Source organism: Pseudomonas sp. 11/12A (genome assembly GCF_000800055.1).
Taxonomy (GTDB): domain Bacteria; phylum Pseudomonadota; class Gammaproteobacteria; order Pseudomonadales; family Pseudomonadaceae; genus Aquipseudomonas; species Aquipseudomonas mohnii.
The window spans coordinates 357,465-382,531 of the sequence record NZ_JUGV01000001.1; the positions used below are offsets into that span (position 1 = coordinate 357,465).

Annotated in this window: 26 protein-coding genes and 1 tRNA gene; 16 read left to right on the forward strand and 11 right to left on the reverse strand. The window is 59.4% G+C overall.

Annotation, left to right across the window (positions count from 1 at the left end):
* Window positions 1-47: 47 nt before the first annotated feature.
* From GQ39_RS01695 to GQ39_RS01715, 5 genes are all read right to left on the reverse strand, one after another.
* The gene (locus GQ39_RS01695) at window positions 48-1,082 is read right to left on the reverse strand and encodes an AbrB family transcriptional regulator (RefSeq protein ID WP_047526746.1); all 1,035 of its coding nucleotides are present in this window, start codon (window positions 1,080-1,082) and stop codon (window positions 48-50) included.
* Entirely contained in the window at window positions 1,075-2,589 is a 1,515-nt protein-coding gene (locus GQ39_RS01700) for a tripartite tricarboxylate transporter permease (RefSeq protein WP_047526747.1), read from the reverse strand. Before GQ39_RS01700 ends, GQ39_RS01695 begins: the two co-directional genes overlap by 8 nt.
* Window position 2,590: 1 nt before the next feature.
* Entirely contained in the window at window positions 2,591-3,049 is a 459-nt protein-coding gene (locus GQ39_RS01705) for a tripartite tricarboxylate transporter TctB family protein (RefSeq protein WP_047526749.1), read from the reverse strand.
* A gap of 62 nt (window positions 3,050-3,111) precedes the next feature.
* Window positions 3,112-4,089, reverse strand: coding sequence for a Bug family tripartite tricarboxylate transporter substrate binding protein (locus GQ39_RS01710; protein ID WP_047526751.1), 978 nt, complete (start codon window positions 4,087-4,089; stop codon window positions 3,112-3,114).
* Window positions 4,090-4,128: 39 nt separating this feature from the next.
* Complete coding sequence (locus tag GQ39_RS01715) at window positions 4,129-5,418, reverse strand: OprD family porin (protein ID WP_047526752.1); 1,290 nt, start codon at window positions 5,416-5,418, stop codon at window positions 4,129-4,131.
* Window positions 5,419-5,656: 238 nt separating this feature from the next.
* Between GQ39_RS01715 and GQ39_RS01720 the strand changes: the two genes are divergently transcribed.
* Window positions 5,657-6,328, forward strand: a complete 672-nt coding sequence (locus GQ39_RS01720) for a response regulator (RefSeq protein WP_047526753.1) — start codon at window positions 5,657-5,659, stop codon at window positions 6,326-6,328.
* The gene (locus GQ39_RS01725; RefSeq protein WP_047526754.1) at window positions 6,321-7,709 is read left to right on the forward strand and encodes a sensor histidine kinase; all 1,389 of its coding nucleotides are present in this window, start codon (window positions 6,321-6,323) and stop codon (window positions 7,707-7,709) included. Before GQ39_RS01720 ends, GQ39_RS01725 begins: the two co-directional genes overlap by 8 nt.
* A gap of 56 nt (window positions 7,710-7,765) precedes the next feature.
* Here the strand turns inward: GQ39_RS01725 and GQ39_RS01730 are convergent, their stop codons facing one another.
* Entirely contained in the window at window positions 7,766-8,587 is an 822-nt protein-coding gene (locus GQ39_RS01730) for an HDOD domain-containing protein (RefSeq protein WP_047526756.1), read from the reverse strand.
* Window positions 8,588-8,622: 35 nt separating this feature from the next.
* A complete protein-coding gene (ygfZ, locus tag GQ39_RS01735; RefSeq protein WP_047526758.1) occupies window positions 8,623-9,564 on the reverse strand; it encodes a CAF17-like 4Fe-4S cluster assembly/insertion protein YgfZ in 942 nt (313 codons plus the stop codon).
* Window positions 9,565-9,713: 149 nt separating this feature from the next.
* Between ygfZ and GQ39_RS01740 the strand changes: the two genes are divergently transcribed.
* Window positions 9,714-9,968: an FAD assembly factor SdhE gene (locus tag GQ39_RS01740; protein ID WP_047526760.1), complete on the forward strand. Its 255-nt coding sequence runs from the start codon at window positions 9,714-9,716 to the stop codon at window positions 9,966-9,968.
* Window positions 9,952-10,404 carry a protein YgfX gene (locus GQ39_RS01745; RefSeq protein WP_047526762.1) on the forward strand — a complete coding sequence of 151 codons (453 nt, stop codon included), beginning with the start codon at window positions 9,952-9,954 and terminating at the stop codon, window positions 10,402-10,404. The genes GQ39_RS01740 and GQ39_RS01745 overlap by 17 nt, the downstream gene beginning before the upstream one ends.
* Here GQ39_RS01745 and nadB read toward each other — a convergent pair.
* Window positions 10,373-11,989 carry an L-aspartate oxidase gene (nadB, locus tag GQ39_RS01750; RefSeq protein WP_047526765.1) on the reverse strand — a complete coding sequence of 539 codons (1,617 nt, stop codon included), beginning with the start codon at window positions 11,987-11,989 and terminating at the stop codon, window positions 10,373-10,375. The two genes, GQ39_RS01745 and nadB, sit on opposite strands and share 32 nt — an antisense overlap.
* A gap of 558 nt (window positions 11,990-12,547) precedes the next feature.
* Between nadB and rpoE the strand changes: the two genes are divergently transcribed.
* From rpoE to GQ39_RS01770, 4 genes are all read left to right on the forward strand, one after another.
* Window positions 12,548-13,129: an RNA polymerase sigma factor RpoE gene (gene rpoE, locus GQ39_RS01755; protein WP_003172477.1), complete on the forward strand. Its 582-nt coding sequence runs from the start codon at window positions 12,548-12,550 to the stop codon at window positions 13,127-13,129.
* Window positions 13,130-13,160: 31 nt separating this feature from the next.
* Window positions 13,161-13,748 (forward strand): sigma-E factor negative regulatory protein, encoded by a 588-nt coding sequence (locus tag GQ39_RS01760; RefSeq protein WP_047526779.1) that lies wholly within the window; start codon window positions 13,161-13,163, stop codon window positions 13,746-13,748.
* Between the two features lie 8 nt (window positions 13,749-13,756).
* Window positions 13,757-14,716, forward strand: coding sequence for a MucB/RseB C-terminal domain-containing protein (locus GQ39_RS01765; RefSeq protein ID WP_047526780.1), 960 nt, complete (start codon window positions 13,757-13,759; stop codon window positions 14,714-14,716).
* Window positions 14,717-14,893: 177 nt separating this feature from the next.
* On the forward strand, window positions 14,894-16,324 hold the full coding sequence (locus tag GQ39_RS01770) for a DegQ family serine endoprotease (protein ID WP_047526781.1): 1,431 nt from the start codon (window positions 14,894-14,896) through the stop codon (window positions 16,322-16,324).
* A 71-nt stretch (window positions 16,325-16,395) separates the two neighbouring features.
* Here the strand turns inward: GQ39_RS01770 and GQ39_RS01775 are convergent, their stop codons facing one another.
* Window positions 16,396-17,829, reverse strand: coding sequence for a M48 family metalloprotease (locus GQ39_RS01775; protein ID WP_047526783.1), 1,434 nt, complete (start codon window positions 17,827-17,829; stop codon window positions 16,396-16,398).
* Between the two features lie 98 nt (window positions 17,830-17,927).
* Here GQ39_RS01775 and GQ39_RS01780 point away from each other — a divergent pair, with 98 nt between their 5' ends.
* Complete coding sequence (locus GQ39_RS01780; protein ID WP_047526784.1) at window positions 17,928-18,167, forward strand: sulfurtransferase TusA family protein; 240 nt, start codon at window positions 17,928-17,930, stop codon at window positions 18,165-18,167.
* Between the two features lie 31 nt (window positions 18,168-18,198).
* Window positions 18,199-19,269 carry an AI-2E family transporter gene (locus GQ39_RS01785; RefSeq protein ID WP_047526786.1) on the forward strand — a complete coding sequence of 357 codons (1,071 nt, stop codon included), beginning with the start codon at window positions 18,199-18,201 and terminating at the stop codon, window positions 19,267-19,269.
* Between the two features lie 75 nt (window positions 19,270-19,344).
* Here the strand turns inward: GQ39_RS01785 and GQ39_RS01790 are convergent, their stop codons facing one another.
* Both GQ39_RS01790 and GQ39_RS01795 read right to left on the reverse strand, forming a co-directional pair.
* Window positions 19,345-19,818 carry a peroxiredoxin gene (locus tag GQ39_RS01790; protein WP_047526788.1) on the reverse strand — a complete coding sequence of 158 codons (474 nt, stop codon included), beginning with the start codon at window positions 19,816-19,818 and terminating at the stop codon, window positions 19,345-19,347.
* Between the two features lie 10 nt (window positions 19,819-19,828).
* Window positions 19,829-20,389 (reverse strand): glycine cleavage system protein R, encoded by a 561-nt coding sequence (locus tag GQ39_RS01795; protein WP_047526789.1) that lies wholly within the window; start codon window positions 20,387-20,389, stop codon window positions 19,829-19,831.
* A gap of 327 nt (window positions 20,390-20,716) precedes the next feature.
* Here GQ39_RS01795 and dapA point away from each other — a divergent pair, with 327 nt between their 5' ends.
* The 6 genes from dapA to GQ39_RS01825 all read left to right on the forward strand — a co-directional run bounded on the left by dapA (window position 20,717) and on the right by GQ39_RS01825 (window position 25,058).
* The gene (dapA, locus tag GQ39_RS01800) at window positions 20,717-21,595 is read left to right on the forward strand and encodes a 4-hydroxy-tetrahydrodipicolinate synthase (protein WP_047526790.1); all 879 of its coding nucleotides are present in this window, start codon (window positions 20,717-20,719) and stop codon (window positions 21,593-21,595) included.
* Window positions 21,596-21,612: 17 nt separating this feature from the next.
* Window positions 21,613-22,728 (forward strand): outer membrane protein assembly factor BamC, encoded by a 1,116-nt coding sequence (gene bamC, locus GQ39_RS01805; RefSeq protein WP_047526791.1) that lies wholly within the window; start codon window positions 21,613-21,615, stop codon window positions 22,726-22,728.
* Between the two features lie 4 nt (window positions 22,729-22,732).
* Window positions 22,733-23,491 (forward strand): MBL fold metallo-hydrolase, encoded by a 759-nt coding sequence (locus GQ39_RS01810; protein WP_047526792.1) that lies wholly within the window; start codon window positions 22,733-22,735, stop codon window positions 23,489-23,491.
* A gap of 28 nt (window positions 23,492-23,519) precedes the next feature.
* Window positions 23,520-24,233, forward strand: a complete 714-nt coding sequence (gene purC, locus GQ39_RS01815) for a phosphoribosylaminoimidazolesuccinocarboxamide synthase (protein ID WP_047526793.1) — start codon at window positions 23,520-23,522, stop codon at window positions 24,231-24,233.
* A gap of 83 nt (window positions 24,234-24,316) precedes the next feature.
* A tRNA-Ser gene (locus tag GQ39_RS01820) sits at window positions 24,317-24,406 on the forward strand.
* Between the two features lie 340 nt (window positions 24,407-24,746).
* Entirely contained in the window at window positions 24,747-25,058 is a 312-nt protein-coding gene (locus GQ39_RS01825) for a hypothetical protein (RefSeq protein ID WP_047538372.1), read from the forward strand.
* Window positions 25,059-25,067 lie beyond the last annotated feature (9 nt).

Below are 25,067 nucleotides of genomic sequence, written 5' to 3' on the forward strand. Positions count from 1 at the left end.
GGCATTTTGGGCGAGGGAGCAAGCTTCCTCGCCACAGTGACTCGGTATCACTCGGGCTTGCGGTTCCAATACTGGAACAACGGCTCCGCCAGAAACAGCACAAACAACAGCCGCATCACCTGCATCGCCGTCACCAGTGGCACCGACAGTTGCAGGGTTTCCGCCGTCAGGCTCATCTCGGCAATTCCGCCAGGCATCATGCCCAGGGTCAGTGAACGCAGATCCAGACGGGTCAGCGCACTCAAGCCCAATGCCGCCGCCGTGGCGATCAGCATGGTCAGCACCGTGCCGATCAGGGTGCGGCCCATGAACGATGGCGCGCGTCGGAAAAACTCCCGATTGAAGTGACAACCCAGGCCGCTGCCGATCAGCCACTGACCGATCTGACTGCCACCCTGGGGCAGGCCGATGTGCAAATCCCAACCAATGCTCACTGCCGCGCTCACCAATAACGGGCCGAACAGCCAAGGGTTGGGTTGACGCAGGCGTTCCCAGAGCCACGCCGCCAACGCGCCTGCCGGGAACAGCAAGGCCAGCCAGCGCCAGTCCACGGCGGTGGCTTGGGAGACCGGTGCGCCGTCGCCCAACAAATACTTGAACGCCGCCGGTACACAAAGCACGACGACCAGTACCCGCAGGCTTTGTCCGGCGGCAACGCGGCTGAGTACCGCGCCATTGCGTGCGCCGAGGTTGACCATCTCCCCGGAGCCACCGGGCATGCTGGAGAAGAATGCGGTGGCTCGATCTTCACCGGTGCGCCGCATCAACCAGACCCCGACCACCGCGGACAGGCTGGTGACCAATGCGCCAAAGAAGATCAGCCCGAAATGACTGAGCACCTGCTCCATCACCACCGGGGTGAAGTGCAGGCCGATGCCGATACCGACGATCCACTGGCCGCACTTGCGGCCGCCAGGGATTTCCGCCAATTGCCAGGAGGTCAGGCAGCGCACCAGGATGATCGCCAGCAACGAGCCGACCATCCATGGCAGCGGCCAGCCGACCTGGCTGGCGAGGTAACCGCCCAGCAGGCCGACCAGCGGTGTACCCCACCCGTTTTTGAGGGGCAACCGATCAGACATCGGCGATGGCGCGTTGCGCGGCCGAACGTTTACGCCAGATACGGATGATCGGCATCAACAGCATGATCGCCGTCAGGACCCAGCAACCGAAAGTGATTGGGCTCGACCAGAGGATTTCCAGCGCTCCGTTGGAAATCGACAGGGCACGACGCAGGTTCTGCTCCATCAAGCCGCCGAGGATGAAGCCCAGGAGCAGGGGCGACAACGGGAAATCCAGTTTGCGCAGGATGTAGCCGAAGATGCCGATGCCGATCATCAGGAACAGGTCGAACGTGGTCGCGTGCACCGCGTAGACGCCGATCCCGGTAATGATGGCGATCACCGGTACCAGTGCCCAGTTCGGCACGGCGAGGATGCGCGTGAAAATGCGGATCATCGGGATGTTGAGGATGACCAGCATGACGTTGGCGATGAACAACGAGGCAATCAGGCCCCAGACGATGTCGGGTTGCTGTTGGAACAACAGCGGCCCCGGCGTGATGTTGTACAGCGAGAGTGCGCCGATCATCACCGCCGTGGTGCCCGAGCCGGGCACACCGAGGGTCAACATCGGCACCAGTGCGCCACAGGCTGCGCCGCCAATGGCGGTTTCCGGTGCGGCCAGGCCGCGCATATCGCCTTGGCCGAACGTACCCTTGGCGCCCGCGATGCGTTTCTCGGTCATGTAGGCCACGGCACTGGCCAGGGTCGCACCGGCACCTGGCAACACGCCCATGATGAAGCCGAGTACGCCGCAACGAATGTTCACCACGAACACCGATGCCGCTTCCTTGAAGTTGAACATCATCCGTCCGGTGGCTTTCACCGCTTCCTGACCGTGATGGGTCTTTTCCAGCAGCAGGAGGATTTCGCTGATGGAGAACAGGCCCAGCACCAGCACCACGAATTGAATGCCGTCGGTCAGGTGGATGTTATCGCCGGTGAAACGGTACACGCCGCTATTGGCGTCGATGCCGACGGTCGACAGGAACAGGCCGATCAGCGCCGCGATGAAGGTCTTGAGCGGACGATCACCGGCCATGCCGCCGAGACAGACAATCGCGAACACCATCAGTACGAAATATTCCGCCGGTCCGAAGGCAATCGCCCATTTCGCCAGCAGCGGGGCGAACAGCACCATGCCGCAGGTGGCGATGAAGGCACCGATGAACGAGCTCCACGCCGAGAGCGACAAGGCCACACCGGCCAGGCCTTTGCGGGCCATCGGATAGCCGTCGAGGGTGGTCATCACGGTGGAGGCTTCGCCAGGGATGTTCAGCAGGATCGAGCTGATCCGGCCGCCGTATTCGCAGCCCAGGTACACCGCCGCCAACAAGATCAGTGCCGACTCCGGTGGCAGGCCGAGGGCGAATGCGATCGGGATCAGCAGCGCCACGCCGTTGATCGGCCCCAGACCCGGCAACAGGCCCACGACCGTGCCGATCAGGGTGCCGCAGAGGGCGGTCACCAGGTTGTACGGGCTCAGCGCCACGCCGAAACCCTGACCCAAATAGCCAAGAGTATCCATATCAGTTCTCCAGAACGTCGAGCACGCCAAGGGGCAGCGGCACGTCCATCAACTTGTCGAACAGCAGGTAGAGGCCGACGGCCATCAGGCTGATGATCACGACACTGGGCAGCCAGCGGCCGCCATACAGGCGCGCCATCGGCACGCCGGTGAGGATGCTGGCGACGATGAAACCGAGGGGTTCGAAGGTGCCGGCGAAGACCAGTAACAGCACCACGCAGAGGCCGATTTTGTTCAGGGTCGCGCGGTCCAGTGGCGGCTCGTCAGCGCTGTGCTTGATCGGTGCCGGGCGAAAAACCATGTACAGCAGCGCCGCACTCATCAGGCCAAGCATCAGCAGTGGAAAGGCCCGAGGACCCACCGGTTCGTAGGAAAAAGCCGCTTGATACGGCCAGGCCATCAGCGCCAAGCCAACACAGGCCAGCAACAGCACCGATGCAAAAATGCGTTGTAAGAGCATGGGGAACTCCTGTGCCGCGGCCCCGCAAACCGGAGCCGCAGCCGCTAGCTAGACAGAGACGATCACTGAATCAGGCCGAACTCTTTGGCCAGCACCTTGTAGTCCGCCACCTGTTTCTTCACGTAGGTGTCGAGCTCGGGGCCGGTCATGGCGAACGGGAACAGTTCACGTTGATCGCGCAACTTGGCGAACTCTTCGGACGCCAGCAGCTTGTCAAAGGCCGCTTTCCACCAGGCGTAATCTTCATCGCTGACTTTCGGCCCGAGGTAGAAACCGCGAACCACCGGCCAGACGATGTCGTAGCCTTGTTCCCTGGCGGTCGGGATGTCTTTCATTTCCGGCTCGTCGAGACGCTTGTCGGCGAACACCGCCAGCAAGCGCATATCGCCGCTCTGGATGTGCGGCATGGAGTCGGAAATGTCGGTGCTGCCGACCTGGATGTGGCCGCCGAGCAGGGCGGTCGCGATTTCACCGCCTCCTTCGAGGGCGACGTAACGCAGGTCACGCGGATTGATGCCGGCGGCCTTTGCGATCAGTGCGGTCTGCATCCAGTCCTGGCTGCCAACGGTGCCGCCGGAACCGATCACGACTTTGCTCGGATCTTTCTTCAACGCCTGCACCAGATCGTCCAGGGTCTTGTAGGGCGAATCGCTTTTCACCGCGATGGCGCCATAGCTGGTACCCACGGCGGCGAGCCAGCGCACGTTGGTTTCATCGAAACGCCCGAACTTGCCTTGCGCCAGGTTCAACAGCGAACCGCTGGACCAGGCCACCAGGGTGCCGGCATCGGCCGGACGCTGGGCGACGACCGCGTTGTACGCCACCGCGCCGACGCCGCCGGGCATGTAGGTCACGCGCATCGGTTTGGTCAGCAATTTTTCGTTGACCAGCGCGCTTTGCGCCAGTTTGCAGGTCAGGTCGAAACCACCCCCTGGCGAGGCCGGGGCGATGCATTCGGGGCGTTTGGGCTCGGCGAGCGCCTGGCCGGTGAACAGCAGGACGCTGGCGGCGAGGGCGATTTTACGCATTGACAGGTTCATTCAAGTCTCCTTGGGAGTTGTTGTTATGGACTTACTGAATTACCAAAGGGCAACGCTATAGCTCACCAGCAGACGCACTTCATCGGCATCGCGAGCGGAGTAGTTGGAACGGTAGGTGGCATTGCGCAGGCGGACGGCGACATCCTTGAGTGCGCCGCTTTGTACAACATATTTAATCTCGCTGTTGCGTTCCCATTCCTTGCCTTCGTCACCGTTCTTGAGCTTGATGTTGTCACCGCTCACGTAACGGCTCATGAAGCTGAGGCCAGGGATGCCGAGGGTGACAAAGTCAAAGTCATAACGCGCCTGCCAGGAGCGTTCTTCGGCGCCGGCAAAGTCGTTGATCTGCACGAAGTTGACCAGGTACGGGTCGCTGCCATCCACATAGGGGAACGCGCTGTCGCCGGACATGTGCTGGTAGCCGGCGCTGAACTTGTGCCCGCTCAAGGCGTAACTCACCAGTCCGTTGAGGGACTTGTTGTCGATCTTGCCGCCACGGGCCTGGCCCTGGTCGCCACTGATGGCAAACCGCAGGTCGCTGGCAAAGGTGCCGGGGCCGAACGGCTTGGAAGCGACCAGCCCGAGAAAGTGCTGGTTGTAGACGTCATCGAGTTGGGCGAAGTGGTAGCTGCCGGTGATCTTGTCGGTGAACTTGTAGTCCACGCCGCCAAAATCGAAGTGTTTGCCGGCCACCGTGCCGGCGAAGCGGCTGTTCTTGTTGTTGAGGGCAATGTCCTCGAAGTCGGTGCTGTCGCGATCCTTGGCCTTGTCCAGGCGCCCGCCGGTGAAGGTCAGGTTCTTGATTTCCCTGGAGGTCAGCATGCCGCCCTCGAAGGTCTGCGGCAGGATGCGCCCGTCGTTGGGCTTGAGGATGGGCAGTTCCGGAATCAAGGTGCCGACTTTCAGCTCGCTGGCGGAGATCTTCATTTTTCCGGTCAGGCCGAGCTTGGAGTATTCGTTGACGGCGCGCCCATCGTCGGTCGGCAACAGGCCGGTCCCCGTACGGTCCGGGCTTGAGTCGAGCTTGACCCCCATCATGCCCAGTGCGTCGACACCGAACCCCACGGTGCCGTCGGTGTAACCGGATTTCAGATTGAGCATGAAACCCTGGGCCCACTCGTCACGCTTGGATTGTTGGGCGCTGGTACCGTCGCGAAAGTCGCGGTTGAAGTACATGTTGCGGGTTTCGAAAGTGGCCGAGCTGTCTTCGATGAAGGCGGCCTGGCTCAACGGTGAAAAACCGGCCAGGGCGGCAGCGCTGGCAAGCGCAGTGTGGCTGAAACGGGAGAGGCGGGCAGGCGCGATAGCCTGGGTCTGCAAGGACTGCATGGATGAATGACTCCGTTTATTGTTTTTATTTGTCGAAAACGCTTCGAGGCGTTTTTCGTATCGCTGTGTGGCAGCAGCGACGGCAGTCGAAACTGTCCGTGGCTGGACTGTAACGGGCTAACCTTTCGTTAACCTTTCAGCTGACTTTCACGGTTTTTCAGGCTTCACAGTGGCGGACGCCGCTGTAAACTCCGCGCCAAAGAATGGCGTCGACCATCCCTGAATGAGGTAAAGATCCATGCGTGTCCTGCTCGTCGAAGACCATCTGCAGCTCGCCGAAAGTGTCGCCCAGGCGCTCAAGAGCACCGGGTTGACCGTGGATGTGCTGCACGACGGCGTGGCCGCCGACCTGGCGCTGGGCAGCGAGGAATACGCCATGGCGATCCTCGATGTCGGCTTGCCGCGCATGGATGGTTTCGAGGTGTTGGCGCGTTTGCGCGGGCGGGGCAAGAACCTGCCGGTGTTGATGTTGACCGCGCGCAGCGACGTCAAGGATCGGGTCCATGGGCTGAATCTGGGGGCCGACGACTACCTGGCCAAACCTTTCGAACTCACCGAGCTCGAAGCCCGGGTCAAGGCACTGCTGCGGCGTAGCGTGCTCGGTGGCGAGCGCCTGCAACGTTGCGGCGTGCTGGCCTATGACCTGGACACGCGCCGTTTCACCCTTGGCGAAGATCTGCTGACCCTGACCTCCCGTGAACAAGCGGTGCTCGAAGCCTTGATCGCCCGTCCCGGCCGGGTGATGAGCAAGGAGCAATTGGCCTCCCAGGTATTTGGCCTCGACGAGGAAGCCAGCCCCGACGCCATCGAAATCTACGTACATCGCTTGCGCAAGAAGCTCGACGGTCAGCCGGTTGCCATCGTGACCTTCCGTGGCCTCGGTTATTTGCTGGAAAGTCGCGATGCATAAGCCCAGCAGCCTGCGCTGGCGGTTGCTGTGGAACCTGGCGCTGTTGTTGGTGGTGTTGATGCTGGCCAGTGGTTTGAGTGCCTACTGGAATGGTCGCGAAGCGGCCGACACCGCTTATGACCGGACATTGCTCGCTTCGGCCCGGACCATCGCGGCGGGCGTGACCCAGCGCGACGGCACGCTGAGCGCCGATGTGCCTTACGTGGCGCTCGACACGTTCGCTTACGACAGTGCCGGGCGGATTTTTTACCTGGTCAACGATATCAATCAGAAGCTGATTTCCGGTTACGAAAACCTTCCGCCACCTCCACCGGGGACACCGCGCACCGATGACTATCCGGCGTTGGCGCGTTTCTACAATGCGACTTATCGAGGGCAGAACGTACGCGTGGTGAGTCTGCTCAAACCGGTCAGCGAACCGAACATGAATGGCATGGCGGAAATTCGCGTGGCGGAAACCGACGAGGCGCGCGTCAGCATGGCCCGCAGCCTGGCGACCGACACGTTGCTGCGTCTTGGCATGCTGGCCATTGGTGCGCTGATGGTGGTGTGGTTTGCGGTCAGTGCCGCGCTACGCCCGCTGGAGCGCTTGCGCTCGGCGGTGGAAGAACGCCAGCCGGATGACTTGCGGCCATTGCCATTGGTGGAAGTGCAGCATGAGTTGTGGCCGCTGGTGCGTGCGCTCAATCACTTTACCGAACGCCTGCGCGGGCAGTTCGAGCGTCAGGCGCAATTCATCGCCGATGCCGCCCACGAACTGCGTACCCCCTTGGCGGCGCTCAAGGCGCGGCTCGAACTGGGCCTGCGTTCAAGCGAACCGCAAACCTGGCGCAGTACGCTGGAAACCGCCGCCCAGGGCACCGATCGCTTGACCCATCTGGCCAATCAATTGCTCTCCCTGGCGAGGGTCGAAAATGGCGCCCGGGCGATTGCCGAGGGCGGCGCGCAGCTGCTCGATCTCAGTCAACTGGCGCGTGACCTGGGTATGGCCATGGCGCCACTGGCCCACAAGCGCGGCGTGGCGCTGGCGCTGGAAGCGGACGAACCGGTGTGGATGCGGGGTGAGCCGACCTTGCTCAACGAACTGTTGAGCAACCTGGTGGATAACGCGCTGGCCCATACGCCACCGGGCGGCAACGTGATTTTGCGAGTCTCGGCCCCGGCGGTGCTGGAGGTTGAGGACGATGGGCCGGGCATTCCGCTCGATGAGCGTGATCGCGTGTTCGAACGTTTTTACCGACGTAACCAGCAAGTGGCCGGGTCCGGGTTGGGCCTGGCGATTGTCGGCGAGATCTGCCGCGCGCACCTGGCGCAGATCAGCCTGCATGATGGTGAGCACGCGGGGTTGAAAGTGCGGGTGAGTTTTATTGCCGGGGAGTGAGTCAAGCATGTGTGGCGAGGAAGCTAGCTCCCTCGCCACAGGAATTGCATTGATGCTTAATAAAACATCGAGCGTGATTCTTCCAGATCGGCGCACAGGGTCTTGTTGTCGTAATCGATCCCAAGCTTGTTGAAGGCTGGCACGCTGAAGGGGTCGATGCAGGCAAACGGGTGGTCGGTGTCTTTGCAGCAGTACAGGCTGGCCACCTGCACCAGATCAACATAATCGATCTGATCAGACCGTCGCTTGAAGTTCAGGTAGAGCCTCGGCACCTGCACCAACATGTCCGGAAACTCCCAGACCCTGAGCAATTTGTCGCCGAGCAGCGGATGGATATGGTCGATCACATGGTTGAGGCTGATCGGGTCGGACAACAGATCATAGTGATCTTCGGCGTAAGTCAGGATTGGCAGGACGCCGATTTGATGCACCAGCCCGCCAAGGGCTGCCTGATCGGGCTTGAGCTGGGTGCAGTGGCGACACAACGCATAGCTGACACCGGCGATTTCTAGGCTCTTGCGCCAGACTTCGCGCATTTTCTGTTCCACCACCTCGGAGCGGGCATGGAAGATCTGCTCCATGACCAGGCCGATGGCCAGGTTACTGCTGTAGTTGATCCCCAGGCGAGTGACGGCCGTGTGCAACTCGGTAACTTCCTGGGTCGCGCGCAGCAGCGGGCTATTGACCACTTTGATCAGGCGCGCCGACAGCGCCGTATCGCGGCCAATGACTTTGCTCAGGGCGCTGATACTGACTTCAGGGTCCTCTGCCGCCTTGCGAATCTGCAGTGCCACTTCCGGAAGTGTTGGCAGAACCAGGTCATCGTTATCGATGGCCTCAACCAAATCCCTTTGGACCTTTTCCGCCAACTCACTCATTTCTGTTCTCTTGGTGTTGCAAAAAAGTACTGCGGTTAACGCTGGATTTCGCGGTCGCGGTCCAGTTGATAAGGCAGATCGAGCAAGTGCAAGGCAGGGCCGTCGACCGCGCCGACGTGAAGGTCGCCGGCCTCCGCTGCTTCGGCTTGCAGCACCGCCAGCAGTTCGATCTGTTGTTCGCCATGGGCGGCCAGTACCACTTCGCCGATTGAACTGCCATGGCTCGGAGAAAACAGCTGGGTGCCAGGTTCAGGCCGTTCGCTGGCGTCCAGTTGCAGGCGATACAGGCGGCGCTTGAGTTTGCCCAGGTACTGCATCCGCGCGACGATTTCCTGGCCGGTGTAGCAACCTTTCTTGAAGCTCACGCCTCCGACAGCCTGCAGGTTGAGCATCTGCGGGATGAACAGCTCGCGGGTGCCCGGCATCACCTGGCCGATCCCTGCGCGGATCTGGCCCAGCAGCCATTGATTCAGGTCGCCTTCGGCAAGCAGGGCGGACAGCTTGCCCTTGATGGCCTCGGCTTGATCGGCGCTGACCCAGAGTTCGGCGCGATCGGGTGAAACACGAATGGCGATCAGCCCGTCACTGCGCACCACCCGGTCGGTTTCCGCTGGCAGTTCAAGGCCGAGGCTGCCGAGCGCGGCATCGCCATGATCGATGCCGAAGCGGACCCAGGCAGCGCTTTCGTCGGTCAGTTTGGACTTGGAAAACACGGCGTACTTTTTCAGGTCGGCCAGTTGCGGTTCCAGCAATTCGCTGGCCATGGCCATGAGCACGCCGTCACCTTCGAGCAGAATGCGGAAACTCGACTGCATCCGGCCCTTCTGCGTGCAACGCGCGCCGAGGCTGGCCTGGGTATCGCTCAGGTAATTGAGGTTGCAGGTCAATTGACCTTGCAGGAACTTGCCGGCATCCGCGCCGCGGACCGCCAGAACACCTTCATGAGACAGCGTGCAGAAAAAAGCAGAATCGGCCATGGGTCATCGCAGGGTAAAGAATCTGGCGGACATGATAAGGGGGCGCTGTTGAAATGGGTAGTTCACAAAGGTTCGTCGGTGCCCGACCAAAGCCGACTGTTCTACGGGGCGTTGGGCTGTATACTTGCGGCCTATTTGAGGAGCGCTCCATGGTCGAAGATGTTGAACTGAATCGCCTCTACTGGCACAGCCGCCGCGGCATGCTTGAGCTTGACGTGTTGCTGGTGCCGTTTGTAAGAGAGGTTTATCCGCACCTCAACGAGGTTGATCGCGACTGCTACGTCAGGTTGCTCGAATGCGAAGATCAGGACATGTTCGGCTGGTTCATGGAGCGCGCCGAATCGGAAGACCCGGAGCTTCAACGCATGGTCCGCATGATTCTGGACCGTGTTCAGCCCAAGTAACGGTTTCGAATGCCGCTGGCATGCCTCACGGCAGTTGCTGGCGGCGTATCTGTTGGCCCAGCTGTTCGCGCTGGGTTCGCTTTATTTTCTCGCTATTCCGCTTTGGGCCAGTCTGCTCGGCGCCTTTTGCTGCCTGCTGCACGCCTTTTGGGCATTGCCACGCCAGATTCTGCTGACCCACGCGCAGGCCTTTCGCGGCTTGCGTCGCGATGCCGATGGCTGGCAGTTGTGGAGCCGGGCGGCGGGATGGCAAGCGGTGCAGCTTCGTCCGGACAGTATCGCGCTGCCATTAGTGGTGCTGCTGCGGGTTCGTCTGCGGGGCGAGCGGCGCATCCGGTCTGTTTGCGTGCCCCGGGATTCGCAGGCGGCGGATCTGCACCGACGCCTGCGGGTTCGACTCAAGTTCAGCCGGCGTAGGTGGACGGCACCAGAATAGTGTCCAGCGCGACCGGCAGCATCTTCGGATAGTCCAGCGTGTAGTGCAGGCCACGACTTTCCTTGCGTTCCATGGCTGAGCGAATCATCAACTCGGCCACCTGGGCCAGGTTGCGCAACTCGATCAAGTCCCGGCTGACCTTGTAGTTGCTGTAGAACTCGTCGATTTCATCCAGCAGCAGACGCACCCGGTGCTGGGCCCGTTGCAGGCGCTTGTTGGTGCGCACGATACCCACGTAATCCCACATGAATCGCCGCAGTTCATCCCAGTTGTGCGCAATGATCACGTCCTCATCGGAGTCGGTCACCTGGCTCGCGTCCCAGACCGGCAGGGCGGCGGGGGCCGAAACGTTCGGCAATTGTTCCAGGATGTCCGCCGCCGCTGAGCGCGCATACACAAAGCACTCCAGCAGCGAGTTACTGGCCATGCGGTTGGCGCCATGCAGGCCGGTAAAGCTGGTTTCGCCAATCGCATACAGCCCTGGCACGTCGGTGCGACCTTGCTGGTCGACCATCACGCCGCCACAGGTGTAGTGCGCCGCGGGAACTACCGGAATGGGCTGTTTGGTGATATCGATGGAAAACTCGAGGCAGCGCTCGTACACGGTGGGGAAGTGCGTCTTGATGAAATCTTCGGACTTGTGGCTGATGTCCAGATAGACACAATCGATACCAAGCCTTTTCATTTCATGGTCGATGGCCCGGGCGACGATGTCCCGTGGTGCCAGTTCGGCCCGTGGATCGAAGCGCTGCATGAAACGCTCGCCATTGGGCAGTTTCAGGTGTGCACCTTCGCCGCGCAGGGCTTCGGTGATCAGGAAACTCTTGGCTTGCGGGTGATATAGGCACGTGGGGTGGAACTGGTTGAACTCCAGGTTCGCCACCCGGCAGCCGGAACGCCAGGCCATGGCGATGCCGTCACCGCAGGCGCCGTCAGGGTTGCTGGTATAGAGGTAGACTTTGGCCGCGCCGCCGGAGGCAAGAATCACGAAGCGTGCGCCGTAGGTGTCGACTTCGCCGGTACCGCGATTGAGCACGTAGGCACCCAGGCAGCGATCGCCTTCGAGGCCCAGGCGTTTTTCGGTGATCAGATCGACGGCTACCCGTTGCTCGAGCAACTCGATGTTCGGCCGTTGCTTGGCCTGGGCGAGCAGCGTCCTGAAAATCGCAGCGCCCGTGGCATCGGCCGCATGGATGATGCGCCGGTGGCTGTGACCGCCTTCGCGAGTCAGGTGAAACTCGAATCCGCCATCTTCAGTGCCTGACTGTTCATCGCGGGTAAATGGCACGCCCTGATCGATCAGCCATTGAATCGCTTCTTTACTGTGTTCGACGGTAAAGCGCACGGCGTCCTCATGGCACAGGCCACCGCCAGCATTAAGGGTGTCATCGACGTGGGACTCGACGGTGTCGGTGTCGTCGAGGACCGCGGCAACACCGCCTTGCGCCCAGAAGGTCGAACCATTGGCGAGGTCGCCTTTGCTCAGTACGGCGATGCGCAAATGACCGGGCAAGGTCAGCGCAAGGCTCAAGCCGGCAGCGCCGCTGCCAATTACCAGAACATCGTGTTGAAACTGTTGGCTCATTTCAGGATTCCGCTCAAAGCGACCCGGGTCGGGGTAGGCGCCAGACATCTGGACAGGCGAGTCAGGCAGCCGCGCAGCCCACTAGTATATAGAGAGGGGGAGCGGCACAATACCCGAGCCTATATGGCATTGTGAAACTACCGTGACAGAAAAGACCTGACGCTTCGTCGGATGTTTTTTTCGTCGATTCGGCGACAAGTGAACTGTATCGCGGATTTAACAGTCTTTTTCTATTCACAGTCGCACAATGTCGGTTCGGCACGGCTATAAATATTTGGAACTTTTGCCAAAGGCCCAAGATCAATAGACGGTTGCCCGATTCAAGGGACAGTGTCGGCTTCAGCGCAGGAACCGCGGTTGGGTCCTTGCCAGCGAATCCGATGACAAGATTATTTGCGCAGCCGGGCCATCTCGCGCTGCGCTTTTCGTGCGTGCCGAATGAGAGCCCGCAGGAAACTTGCCTGGAGGGGGAGAACTTTTGCGAAAAGCCCGAGTCTATGTTTGCAAGTCCGGTCGTTTAGTTATGCAAGCCTCCTTCGAGCTTATCGAGGAGTGTTCATGCTAACCCAGGAAGAGGATCAGCAACTGGTCGAGCGCGTTCAGCGTGGCGACAAGCGTGCTTTCGATCTGCTAGTGCTGAAATACCAGCACAAAATTCTCGGGTTGATCGTGCGTTTTGTGCACGACACCCATGAAGCCCAGGATGTGGCACAGGAAGCCTTTATCAAGGCGTACCGTGCACTTGGAAATTTTCGCGGGGACAGCGCGTTTTACACGTGGCTTTACCGCATCGCCATTAACACGGCGAAAAACTATCTGGTTTCACGCGGCCGTCGGCCGCCGGATAGCGATGTCAGTTCCGAGGACGCAGAGTTCTACGATGGCGATCATGGCCTCAAGGATCTCGAGTCGCCAGAACGAGCTTTGCTGCGGGATGAGATCGAAGGCACCGTCCATCGAACCATTCAGCAACTGCCAGAAGATTTGCGTACGGCTTTAACTTTACGTGAATTCGATGGTCTGAGTTACGAGGACATTGCTAGCGTCATGCAATGCCCGGTCGGTACCGTGCGCTCCCGGATTTTCCGCGCTCGGGAGGCCATCGATAAAGCCCTGCAGCCGTTGTTGCAGGAAAACTGAAGACAGCGGCGACAGCCAAGAGAGGAACGCCATGAGTCGTGAAGCCCTGCAGGAATCGCTGTCCGCAGTGATGGATAACGAAGCGGACGAGTTGGAATTGCGTCGGGTACTGAATGCCTTTGACGATGTTGAAACCCGTGATACTTGGGCTCGTTATCAAATCGCTCGGGCAGTGATGCACAAGGATCTGCTGCTTCCACGCCTGGATATTGCTGCGGCCGTATCTGCTGCTCTGGCTGATGAAGCCGTGCCGGCTAAAGCCTCCCGCGGACCATGGCGCAGCCTGGGTCGTCTGGCTGTAGCGGCTTCGGTAACCCTTGCCGTACTGGCCGGTGTTCGTCTGTACAACCAGGACGAGATCGCTGGCGTCGAACTGGCTCAGCAATCCAGTCAACAGAACCTGATTGCTCCTCAAGTTAAAGGCCCAGCCGTTTTGGCAGGCTACAATGAGAGTTCGGAAGCTACTGGTCCCATGGCCAATGGCGTATTGCAAGGTCAACCAGGCTGGCACGATCAGCGTCTGCCGGGCTACTTGCGCCAACATGCTCAACAGGCTGCAATGAAAGGTACCGAGAGCGCTCTGCCTTACGCTCGTGCAGCAAGCCTGGAAAACCGTTAAGGAGGATCATGCGCGCCATACCTCTACTTACGCTTCTGCTTAGTGGCTGGTTCATTGTTCCAGCCCATGCCGATGAAGCTCAGGACTGGTTGACCCGTCTTGGTCAGGCCGAGCAGCAGCACAGCTTTCAGGGTACTTTTGTCTACGAGCGTAACGGTAGTTTTTCTACCCATAAGATCTGGCACCGCGTCCAGGAGGGCAAGGTCCATGAACGCCTGCTCCAGCAGGATGGCTCCGCGCAGGAAGTTGTCCGCATTGACGGGCATACTCAATGCGTCAGCGGCATCCTGATAGCCGGGCTTGGGGATTCCCCGAATTCTCCCGCTCGAGCCCTCGATCCTCAAAAGCTCAAGAATTGGTATGACCTTGCTGTCATCGGCAAGTCGCGCGTGGCCGGTCGACCGGCGGTGATCGTTTCACTGACGCCACGCGATCAACACCGCTATGGTTTTGAACTGCATCTGGATAAAGAAACCGGCCTTCCTCTCAAGTCATTGCTACTGAATGACAAAGGACACTTGCTTGAGCGATTCCAGTTTACGCAACTGGATACCGTCGATGTCCCTTCTGACGCCGAGTTGCAGCCAGGCGCAGATTGCAAGGCGGTCAATCTCGAGAGTGACAAGGCTTCCTCTGTGAAGGCGGCGCAAACTTGGCATTCGGACTGGTTGCCTCCCGGTTTCGAGTTGGTCAGCAGCTCGGCCCGCAAGGATCAGGAAACCAAAACCCAGGTCAACAGCTTGATGTATGACGATGGTCTGGCGCGTTTTTCGGTGTTCCTGGAGCCGTTGAACGGCGCGACAGTGACTGACACCCGCACGCAGTTGGGACCCACCGTTGCCGTTTCCCGAAGCCTGACCACCCCGCAAGGCGGAATGATGGTCACGGTAGTCGGCGAAATTCCGGTCGGCACTGCTGAGCGGATTGCGCTTTCCATGCGCAGTGACGCCGCCGCAACCAAGCAGTGAGCCGAGATCGAAATGTTTCGTGAACATTTCAATTTGCAAAATCCAGTGAATTTTTTTTAAGTCAGAACCCCTCGGCTCTGGCCTTGTTTGTTGTTCCCGGAACAAAAATACCGGCGTATCTTTCTCGGTGTTCCTTGATCCATATCGCTTAACCATGCTCGTCGTAACGGGAGCCGTATGTCGATACCACGCTTGAAGTCTTACCTCTCCATTTTTGCCACCGTGCTGGTGCTCGGTCAGGCGGTCGCTGCTCAAGCGGTCGAATTGCCTGATTTCACGCAGCTGGTCGAACAGGCATCGCCTGCGGTGGTCAACATCAGTACCACGCAAAAACTGCCGGACCGCAAAGTGTCGATCCAGGATATGCCTGACCTGGAAGGCTTGCCGCCGGCGCTACGCGAGTTCTTCGAGCGGGGCATGCCGCAGCAGCCTCGTTCACCGCGTGGCGATCGTCAGCGTGAAGCCCAATCCCTGGGTTCGGGTTTCATCATTTCACCTGATGGCTACATCCTCACCAACAATCATGTGATCGCCGATGCCGACGAAATTCTCGTGCGTCTGTCCGACCGCAGCGAAATGAAAGCCAAACTGGTCGGCACCGACCCGCGTTCCGACGTGGCGCTGCTGAAAATCGAAGGCAAGGATCTGCCGGTCTTGAAACTGGGCAAATCCCAGGATTTGAAGGCTGGCCAGTGGGTCGTGGCAATCGGTTCGCCATTCGGCTTTGACCATACCGTGACCCAAGGTATCGTCAGCGCCGTCGGTCGTAGCCTGCCAAACGAAAACTACGTGCCGTTCATCCAGACCGACGTGCCGATCAATCCGGGCAACTCCGGTGGTCCGCTGTTCAACCTCAACGGTGAAGTGGTCGGGATCAACTCGCAGATCTATACCCGTTCCGGCGGCTTCATGGGCGTTTCGTTCGCAATCCCTATCGATGTGGCCATGGACGTTTCCAATCAGCTGAAAAGCGGCGGCAAAGTGAGCCGCGGCTGGTTGGGTGTCGTGATTCAGGAAGTGAACAAGGATCTGGCCGAGTCGTTCGGTCTGGAAAAACCGGCCGGTGCGCTGGTTGCTCAGATCCAGGACGACGGCCCCGCTGCCAAGGGTGGTCTGCAAGTCGGTGACGTTATCCTGAGCATGAACGGTCAACCGATCGTCATGTCTGCCGATCTGCCGCACCTTGTGGGCGCATTGAAAGCTGGCTCCAAGGCTAAGCTGGAGGTGATTCGCGACGGTAAGCGCCAGAACGTCGAGCTGACTGTCGGTGCCATTCCTGAGGAAGGCAAAGAGCTGGACAGCCTGCCTAAATCCAGCATCGAGCGCAGCAGTAATCGCCTGGGTGTTTCCGTGGTTGAGCTGACGGATGAGCAGAAAAAAACCTTCGACCTCAAAGGCGGCGTGGTGATCAAGGAAGTCCAGGATGGTCCTGCTTCGATGATTGGCTTGCAGCCAGGAGACGTCATTACTCACCTGAACAATCAGGCCATCGAATCGACCAAGCAATTCACGGAGATCGCCAAGTCGTTGCCGAAGAACCGTTCGGTGTCGATGCGGGTTCTGCGTCAAGGTCGCGCCAGCTTCATCACCTTCAAACTGGCTGAATAATCCGGTTGTAAGCTGAATGAAAAACCGCCTCGAAAGAGGCGGTTTTTTTGTGCCTGAAATTTTTCGGGCACTCAGCCCATCATGTCCTTGATCATGCGTTCTTGCTCCATCAGCTCACGCTGGCGCGCATCGATGCGTGACGACAGCGGGAAGTTGCTGCCAGCCTTGCGCTTGGCAAAATCCAGTTGCTGGATGGCCTGTTTATAGTCGCCTACAAGCGCGAAATACTCGGCACGTGCCTGATGCAGACCGATGATGTTGCCTGACAGACCGCGCGTCTCGGCAACCTGATACCACACGTCCGGATCATCCGGCCGCGACTTGAGCAGGCCTTCGAGTGCCTTTTCGGCATCGGCGGCACGGTTCTGTTTCAGCAACAGGTCGACGCGCACCTGATTCAGCGGGTAATTGCCTGGGTACTGCGTCAGCATGCGGTCAACTCGGGATTGAGCGTCCGGCAGGCGGTTGTTGGTGATGTCCAGATCGACCTGAGCGAGGTTATAGATGAGCTCGTTCGGCGACTTGGCCAGCAGTGGCTTGAGATTTTCCCGTGCTTCGTTCAATTGGCCGCCCTTGATCTGGGCGATGGCCAAGCCGTAGCGAGCGACATCGCTTTTTGGATTTTCATCCAGCTCGGCGCGGAAACGCTTGGCACCCAAGCCCGGGGTTTCTTCATAGAACAACTGGACCCGTGCGCGAATCAGTTGATAGCGAAGGCTGTCTTCGATACCACCCTTTGGCGCTTGTTCGGCGCGGTTGCGGGTGTCGGCGATCCGTGATTCGGTGACCGGGTGAGTCAGCAGGAATTCCGGTGGCTTGGCGTCATAACGGTACTGACGCCCCAAACGCTCGAACATGGTCGGCATCGAGCGCGGGTCGTAGCCGGCTTTTTCCAGATTGAGGATGCCGATACGGTCGGCTTCCTGCTCGTTCTGGCGCGAAAACCGGCGCTGTTCCTGAATCGCTGCCGCCTGCGTACCCGCAATGGCCGCGATACCGGCGTCGCCGGCACCGGCCGCAGCAATCACGATACCCGCCAGCAGGGCGGCCATCATGGGGACTTGCATGCGCTGCTGGGCTTCGACGCCACGGGCAAAGTGACGTTGTGACAAGTGAGCCAATTCGTGAGCCAGTACCGAGGCGTATTCACCTTCGGTCTGGGCGTTGAGGAACAGGCCGCCGTTCACCCCGACAATCCCGCCCGGGGCGGCGAAGGCGTTGAGCTGGGGACTGTTGATCAGGATGAACTCCAGGCGCCGGTCATTGACCTGGCTGGTCTCGACCAGTCGGTAAACGCTGGATTCCACATAGTCCTTGAGCTGCGGGTCGTTGAGCTGCGACACCTGGCTGCGCAACAGTGCCAGCCATGCACGGCCCAACTGGTATTCCTGCTGCGGCGAGACAATGGCAGAGCTGGCGTCGCCGAGTGACGGCAGGTCGTCGGCGAAGCCTGGCGAGGCAAGCAGGCAAGCAAGCGTCAGCAGGGTAGGGCGCAAAAAAGTCATGCACAAAGCCTTAGTCGACAAAGACCTTACTGTAGCCGGACACCAGCGCCGCGACCAGATATTCTAGGCAGCTCAACCACCTGACCAGGAGTGATGCAATGACCGACGCTGTAGCCCATGACGTTGAACTGGACGCCAGTGGCTTGAATTGCCCATTGCCGTTGCTCAAAGCCAAGATGGAACTCAACCGGATGGCCAGTGGCGCAGTGCTCAAGGTGATTGCCACTGATGCGGGTTCACAGCGCGACTTCCGCACCTTTGTCCGATTGGCCGGTCATACGTTGCTTCGCGAAGAGGATGAAGCGGGCGTTTACCGATACTGGTTGAAAAAAGCCTGAAACCTGCTGTGTTTGTTCTTAAGGATTTCTAATGTTCAAGGTGTTACGCGACTGGATTCAGCGCTACTTCTCCGACGAAGAAGCCGTGGTTCTGGCCGTCCTGTTGTTCCTGGCGTTCACCGCCGTGCTCACGCTGGGCGGCATGCTTGCGCCAGTGCTGGCCGGGATGGTGCTGGCCTACTTGATGCAGGGCCTGGTGGTGACCCTCGAACGCCTTCGTATACCTGGTGGGGTTGCGGTGGGGTTGGTCTTTGCGTTGTTCATGGGAGTGCTGCTGGTGTTCATCGTGGTCGTGGTGCCGTTGCTCTGGCATCAGTTGATCACGCTGTTCAACGAGTTGCCGGGAATGCTCGCCAAGTGGCAGTCACTGTTGTTGCTGCTACCGGAACGCTATCCGCATCTGGTATCTGACGAACAGGTGCTGCAGGCGATTGAAGTGGCGCGGGGCGAGATCGGCAAGTTCGGCCAGTGGGCGCTGACGTTCTCGCTGTCGAGCCTGCCGCTGCTGGTCAATATCATGATCTATCTGGTGTTGGTGCCGATTCTGGTGTTTTTCTTTCTCAAGGACCGGGAGATGATTGGTTTGTGGGTGCGCGGTTACTTGCCTCGTGAGCGCGCGTTGATCACCCGTGTCGCCCATGAGATGAACCGGCAAATCGCCAACTACATTCGCGGCAAGGTCATCGAAATCTTCATCTGCGGTGGCGCGACCTACATCGGTTTCGTCGTGCTGGGGCTCAACTACGCGGCGTTGCTGGCGCTGCTGGTGGGCATCTCGGTGGTGGTGCCCTATGTCGGGGCCGTGGTGGTCACTGTGCCGGTGCTGCTGATTGCGCTGTTCCAGTGGGGCTGGAGCGATCAGTTCATCTATTTGATGGCGGTCTACGGCATCATCCAGGTCCTGGACGGAAACGTGCTGGTGCCTTTGTTGTTTTCGGAGGCGGTCAACCTGCACCCGGTGGCGATTATTTGCGCGGTGCTGTTGTTTGGTGGCCTGTGGGGCTTCTGGGGGGTGTTCTTTGCGATTCCCCTGGCGACCCTGTTCAAGGCTGTGCTGGATGCCTGGCCGCGCAAGGAGCCTGTGGTGGCGCCTCTGCTTTAATGACCGAATTGTCTGTTGGCGCCAAGGCGCTTTCGCTGGCTGACCAGTGAGAGCGCCGGCGCAGGCGTCAAACAATCAAGCCTTGTTCAGCGCCTGGGCAGCGGCTAAAACCGCATCAACATGCCCCGGCACCTTCACGCCACGCCATTCCTGACGCAGCACGCCGGCCTTGTCGATCAGGAACGTGCTGCGATCCACGCCCATGTATTCCTTGCCGTAGAGCTTTTTCAGCTTGATCACGTCGAACTGCTGGCAAAGCGCTTCTTCCTTGTCGCTGATCAGCTCGAAGGTGAATGCTTGCTTGGCCTTGAAGTTTTCGTGGGATTTCAGGCTGTCGCGCGACACGCCGAACACCTCGGTGTTGGCGGCTTTGAAGGCTTCGAGCTGATCGCGAAAGCCCTGGCCCTGAGTGGTGCAGCCTGGTGTGCTGTCCTTCGGATAGAAGTAGATCACCACCTGCTTGCCTTTGAGGGCCGCGAGGCTGACGGTCTGCCCGCTGGTGGCGGGTGCTTCGAAATCGGCAACCGGTTGGTCGATAGCAACGGCCATGAAAGCTTCCTTACATTGGGTTTTGTGGGCGCCACGGTTCAATCAGGGCATCCAGGTTCAGCGCGTCGGCGAAGTCGAGGAATTGATCGCGCAACCAACTGATCTGCACACCGGCCGGCAAGGTCACGGTAAACGTGGCGTTGAGCATGGTGCCGCCGGTCTGCGGAGCCTGATAGGTGTCGCAAGTCAGGTTTTCCAGCTCGACGTTGTGGTCCATGAAGAACTGGCACAACTCGTTGACGATGTCCGATCGGTAGGCCGAGCTGACGTATGCAACGTAAGGCAGAGCCTGTGGACGATTCTCCAGGGCTGCGCTGCGCACTACATTGACGGTGAACGCGTGCCGTTTCGCCAGCACGGGCAGGCTGCCTTCCAGGCGTGCCAGGGCGTCCCAGCTGCCGGAGACTTCGAGGATAAGCGCACTGCACTCGCCGTGGCGTGTCAGGCGTGAGGTAACCACGGCGCAGCGATTTTCATGGCTGGCGCGGCACAGGACGTTAGTCAGCTCCATGGGGTTGGCGCCAAGGGCACTGATGACAAGGAATTGTTCGCGAACTGTGGGGGTGGACATGCAGCATTCCTAAAGCGATGAGCGGTCAATACTTCTGTCGGCTTGTTTTAGCAGGGCGAGCCAGCGGATGCGAATTCAGAAAGCCCGAGGCACAGGTTGCAACGTGCTCCACAATGGCAAGAGCGAGGGGCCGCAACGCTGGATGGGGGCTTGTGATGCCGAAAATGGAGGCTTAAACCCGACGTATGAGCTTGTCAGTATCGATCAAAGTCTGAAGGGTAGCGAAAAGCGACGCTCAGGGGAATGGCGGCAGCGCAGTACTTCGCTTGTACAAGCATCTTGGCGCCAGTACCATTACCGCTCTCTTTTTCCGGCAGGAGCGGTTGCATGATTGCGGGCAGTATGGTGGCACTGGTCACACCCATGGATGCACAGGGTCGTCTCGACTGGGACAGTCTGAGCAAACTGGTGGACTTTCACCTGCAAAACGGCACCCACGCCATCGTGGCGGTCGGCACGACAGGTGAGTCGGCCACTCTTGATGTGAGCGAACACATCGAAGTCATCAGTCGCGTAGTGAAGCAGGTCAATGGCCGCATTCCGGTGATCGCCGGTACCGGCGCCAACTCGACCCGTGAAGCCATCGAGCTGACCACCAACGCGAAGACCGCCGGCGCCGATGCCTGCCTGCTGGTCACTCCCTACTACAACAAGCCGACCCAGGAAGGCTTGTACCAGCACTTCAAGGCGATCGCCGAAGCCGTCGATATCCCGCAGATCCTCTATAACGTGCCCGGACGTACCGCTTGCGACATGCAGGCTGAAACCGTGATCCGTCTGTCGACCGTCAAGAACATCATCGGTATCAAGGAAGCCACCGGCGACCTCAAGCGTGCCAAAGCCATCATCGACGGTGTCAGCAGCGATTTCCTGGTGCTCTCCGGTGACGATGCCACCGCAGTCGAGCTGATCCTGCTGGGCGGCAAGGGCAATATTTCGGTCACTGCCAACGTTGCACCGCGCGAAATGGCCGACCTGTGCATCGCCGCGCTGAATGGCGAGGCCGACAAGGCGCGCGCCATCCATGAAAAGCTGATGCCGCTCAATAAAACCCTGTTTATCGAATCCAACCCTATCCCTGTGAAATGGGCGCTGCATGAGATGGGCCTGATGCCGGAAGGCATCCGTCTGCCGCTCACCTGGCTCAGCGCCGAATGTCACGAACCGCTGCGGCAGGCCATGCGCCAGTCCGGCGTTCTGGTTTAATTGAGGAAGCATTACGCATGAAGCGATTGGCCGGACTTTCCGCACTTGCCTTGATCATCTCCAGCACCAGTGGCTGTGGATGGGTCTGGGGCCCGGAAGGTTATTTCCGTGACCGTGGTAGCGATTACCTGCAAGCGCAACAGACTGCACCGATGCAACTGCCGCCGGATGTCAGCACCGCCAAGCGTCTGGATCCGCTGTTGCCGATCCCGCGTAACGTAGCGGACGACACCGTCAAGGGCGAATACATCGTGCCTCGGCCGCAACCGTTGTCGGCCATTGCCGATGCCAGCGCCTACTCCCTGCAGAAGAGCGGTGACTCGCACTGGATCCTGGCACAAAATCCGCCGGCCGAAGCCTGGCCAGTGGCCGTACAGTTCTTCCAGGACAACGGTTTCCGTCTGGACGAGCAGCGCCCGCAGACCGGCGAGTTCACCACGACCTGGCAACACGCTGACGAACTGTCCGCCGCCATGGCCAAGCGCCTGAGCGCAGCCGGTGTCGGCACTGACAGCGAAATCCGTGCCCGTGTGCGTATCGAACCGGGCGTGCAACGTAACACCAGTGAAGTCTACGTGGTCACTGCCGAGCGTCCTGCCGGCAGCACCGCCGATGTCGCCTTCACCAACCGTTCGGTCAATACTGGCCTGGACGCGGCACTGGTCGACGACATGCTCGCGAGCATGAGCCGCATCTCGGAGAAGGGCGGTTCGGTCTCCATGCTGGCCTCCCGTGACTTCGAAACGCCAAGCCGTGTCAGCCTGAGCGTTGATGGCAGCGGCAACCCTGTCCTGAACGTCGGTTCGGACCTGGATCGTGCCTGGGCGAGTGTCGGTCGTGCATTGGAACAGGGCGAATGGCGCGTTGAAGACATTAACCGCAGCCTGGGCCTGTACTACATCAACCTGGCGGAAAAAGCCGAGAAGAAGGATGACAAGCCAGGTTTCTTCAGTGGTCTGTTCGGCAGCAAGCCAGACAAGGAACAGCTTGAAGCCCGTGCCGAGCGTTATCAGGTTCGCCTGAGCAAGGTGGGCGACAGTGTTCAGGTCACCGTCGAGAAAAACATCAATACTGTGGCGCCTGCTGATGTAGCGCGCAAAGTGTTGAGCGTGATTCAGGACAACCTGGGCTGATCACATGCGTTTTGCCGTTCTCGGCAGCGGTAGCCAGGGGAACGGCACGCTGATAGCCAGTGCTGACACGTACGTGCTGGTGGATTGTGGTTTCTCCCTGCGGGAAACCGAAAAACGCCTGCTGCGCCTGGGTGTGAACCCTGCGCAACTGAGCGCGATACTCGTGACCCACGAACATGCCGACCACGTGCATGGCGTGGGTTTGCTGTCTCGGCGCTACAATCTGCCTGTCTACCTCAGTCGCGGGACCTTGCGCGGGATGCGCAAGCCGATTGAACCCGCGGGTTTCCTGGCGGATGGAGAACAACTGCAAGTCGGCGACTTGAGCATCGGTGTCATTGCCGTGGCCCATGATGCGCAGGAACCGACGCAATACGTGTTCAGCGACGGTCAGCGACGCTTTGGCCTGTTGACCGACCTGGGCTCGTACTGCAACAAGGTGCTGGATGGCTATCGGGATCTCGATGCATTGATGATCGAGGCCAACCACTGCCGTGACATGCTGGCTCGCGGTCACTATCCGTACTTTCTTAAGCAGCGGGTTGGCGGCGAACTGGGACATTTGAACAACCATCAGGCGGCATTTCTGGTGGCCGAGTTGGGCTGGAAAGACCTGCAACACCTGGTCCTGGCCCACCTGAGCAGCAAGAACAACTTGCCGCAGCTGGCCCGGCAATGTTTTGTCGACACCCTTGGGTGCGACCCGGACTGGCTGCAACTGGCCGATCAAGATTCAGGGCTCGACTGGCGACACATCGCCTAGCCCATCTACTTACCAAGCGGAGCCCATCATGGAAAAACGTGAAGAACTCTACCGCGGCAAAGCCAAGTCGGTTTACAAGACCGACGACGCTAACCGTTTGATCCTGCTGTTTCGCAACGACACTTCGGCGTTCGACGGCAAGCGCATCGAACAGCTCGATCGCAAAGGCATGGTGAACAACAAGTTCAACGCCTTCATCATGCAGAAACTCGAAGCAGCCGGCGTGCCGACCCAGTTCGACAAACTGCTGGGCGACAACGAGTGCCTGGTCAAGAAGCTGGACATGATCCCGGTCGAGTGCGTCGTGCGTAACTACGCCGCTGGCAGCCTGGTCAAGCGTCTGGGCGTGGAAGAGGGCATGAAGCTCAACCCTTACACCTTCGAACTGTTCCTGAAGGACGACGCCAAGGGCGACCCGTTCATCAACGAATCCCACGTCGTGGCGTTCGGTTGGGGGACGGCTGAGCAACTGGTTCGGATGAAAGAACTGTCGCTCAAGGTCAACGAAGTGCTGAGCAAGTTGTTCGACGACGCAGGCCTGCTGCTGGTCGACTTCAAACTCGAATTCGGCGTGTTCCACGACGGCACCATCGTCCTGGGCGACGAATTCAGCCCGGACGGCTGCCGTCTGTGGGACAAGGCGACCGGCAAGAAAATGGACAAGGACCGCTTCCGTCAGGGCCTCGGTGACGTCATCGAAGCCTACGAAGAAGTCGCCAATCGTCTGGGTGTACCGCTTTAATCGACGCAAGCATCTGATAGCACGGAAAAATTTCGCTTAGGGGGTTCGCTTCCGGCGAAAGTGTTGTTATGATGCGCGCCGTTGGAGAGATGCCAGAGTGGCCGAATGGGACGGATTCGAAATCCGTTGTACCTTCACCGGTACCTAGGGTTCGAATCCCTATCTCTCCGCCATACCTTTACGAAAAAGCCCTGATTATTCAGGGCTTTTTCGTTTCTGTGGTTCTGAAAAAAACTCGGCCCATTACCCTGGATGGCCCAGTGTTTTTCGATCAAAGGCTGATGTCTTGTTGCCGCCTACGCCGAGTTGATCCAGTCACCGAGATGCCACTGACCCTATCCTATTTTTACGAATTCTGCGGGCTTCCCTCCAGGCATCCGAGACCGGAAGTAATAGCGATGAGTTTCATGGCAGGTGGAAAATCCATGGGATCGGTTTCGCCATTGATTTGAATCAATAAAACGCCAAGGACTGTGTTGTAAACAGCGCATCAACCTTTTGGGGATGCAGTTGATGAACGATTCCAGCCAGACAAACCGAATTATCTGCAACGACCTTGAACTAGCCGATCAATTGCGCCAATTGCTGGTTCATATAGCACCAGATTGCGAGGTGCTGAGCGCTCCGGGTGATTGCAGTGCCGTGCCGTTTTGCCGCTGGCTCGGTGAGGCGCAATTGACCTCGGCTGGCCTGGTGCAGGCTGCTTTGTTGGATGCTACCGAGGTTTTGGAGCAGACTCGACACGCCTTCAAATCTCGCGAGCTGGGGCTGCTACGGCGGCGCTTGGTTGCATTGCTGGATAAACTGTCAGACAATCCAGAATGATGTAAATAT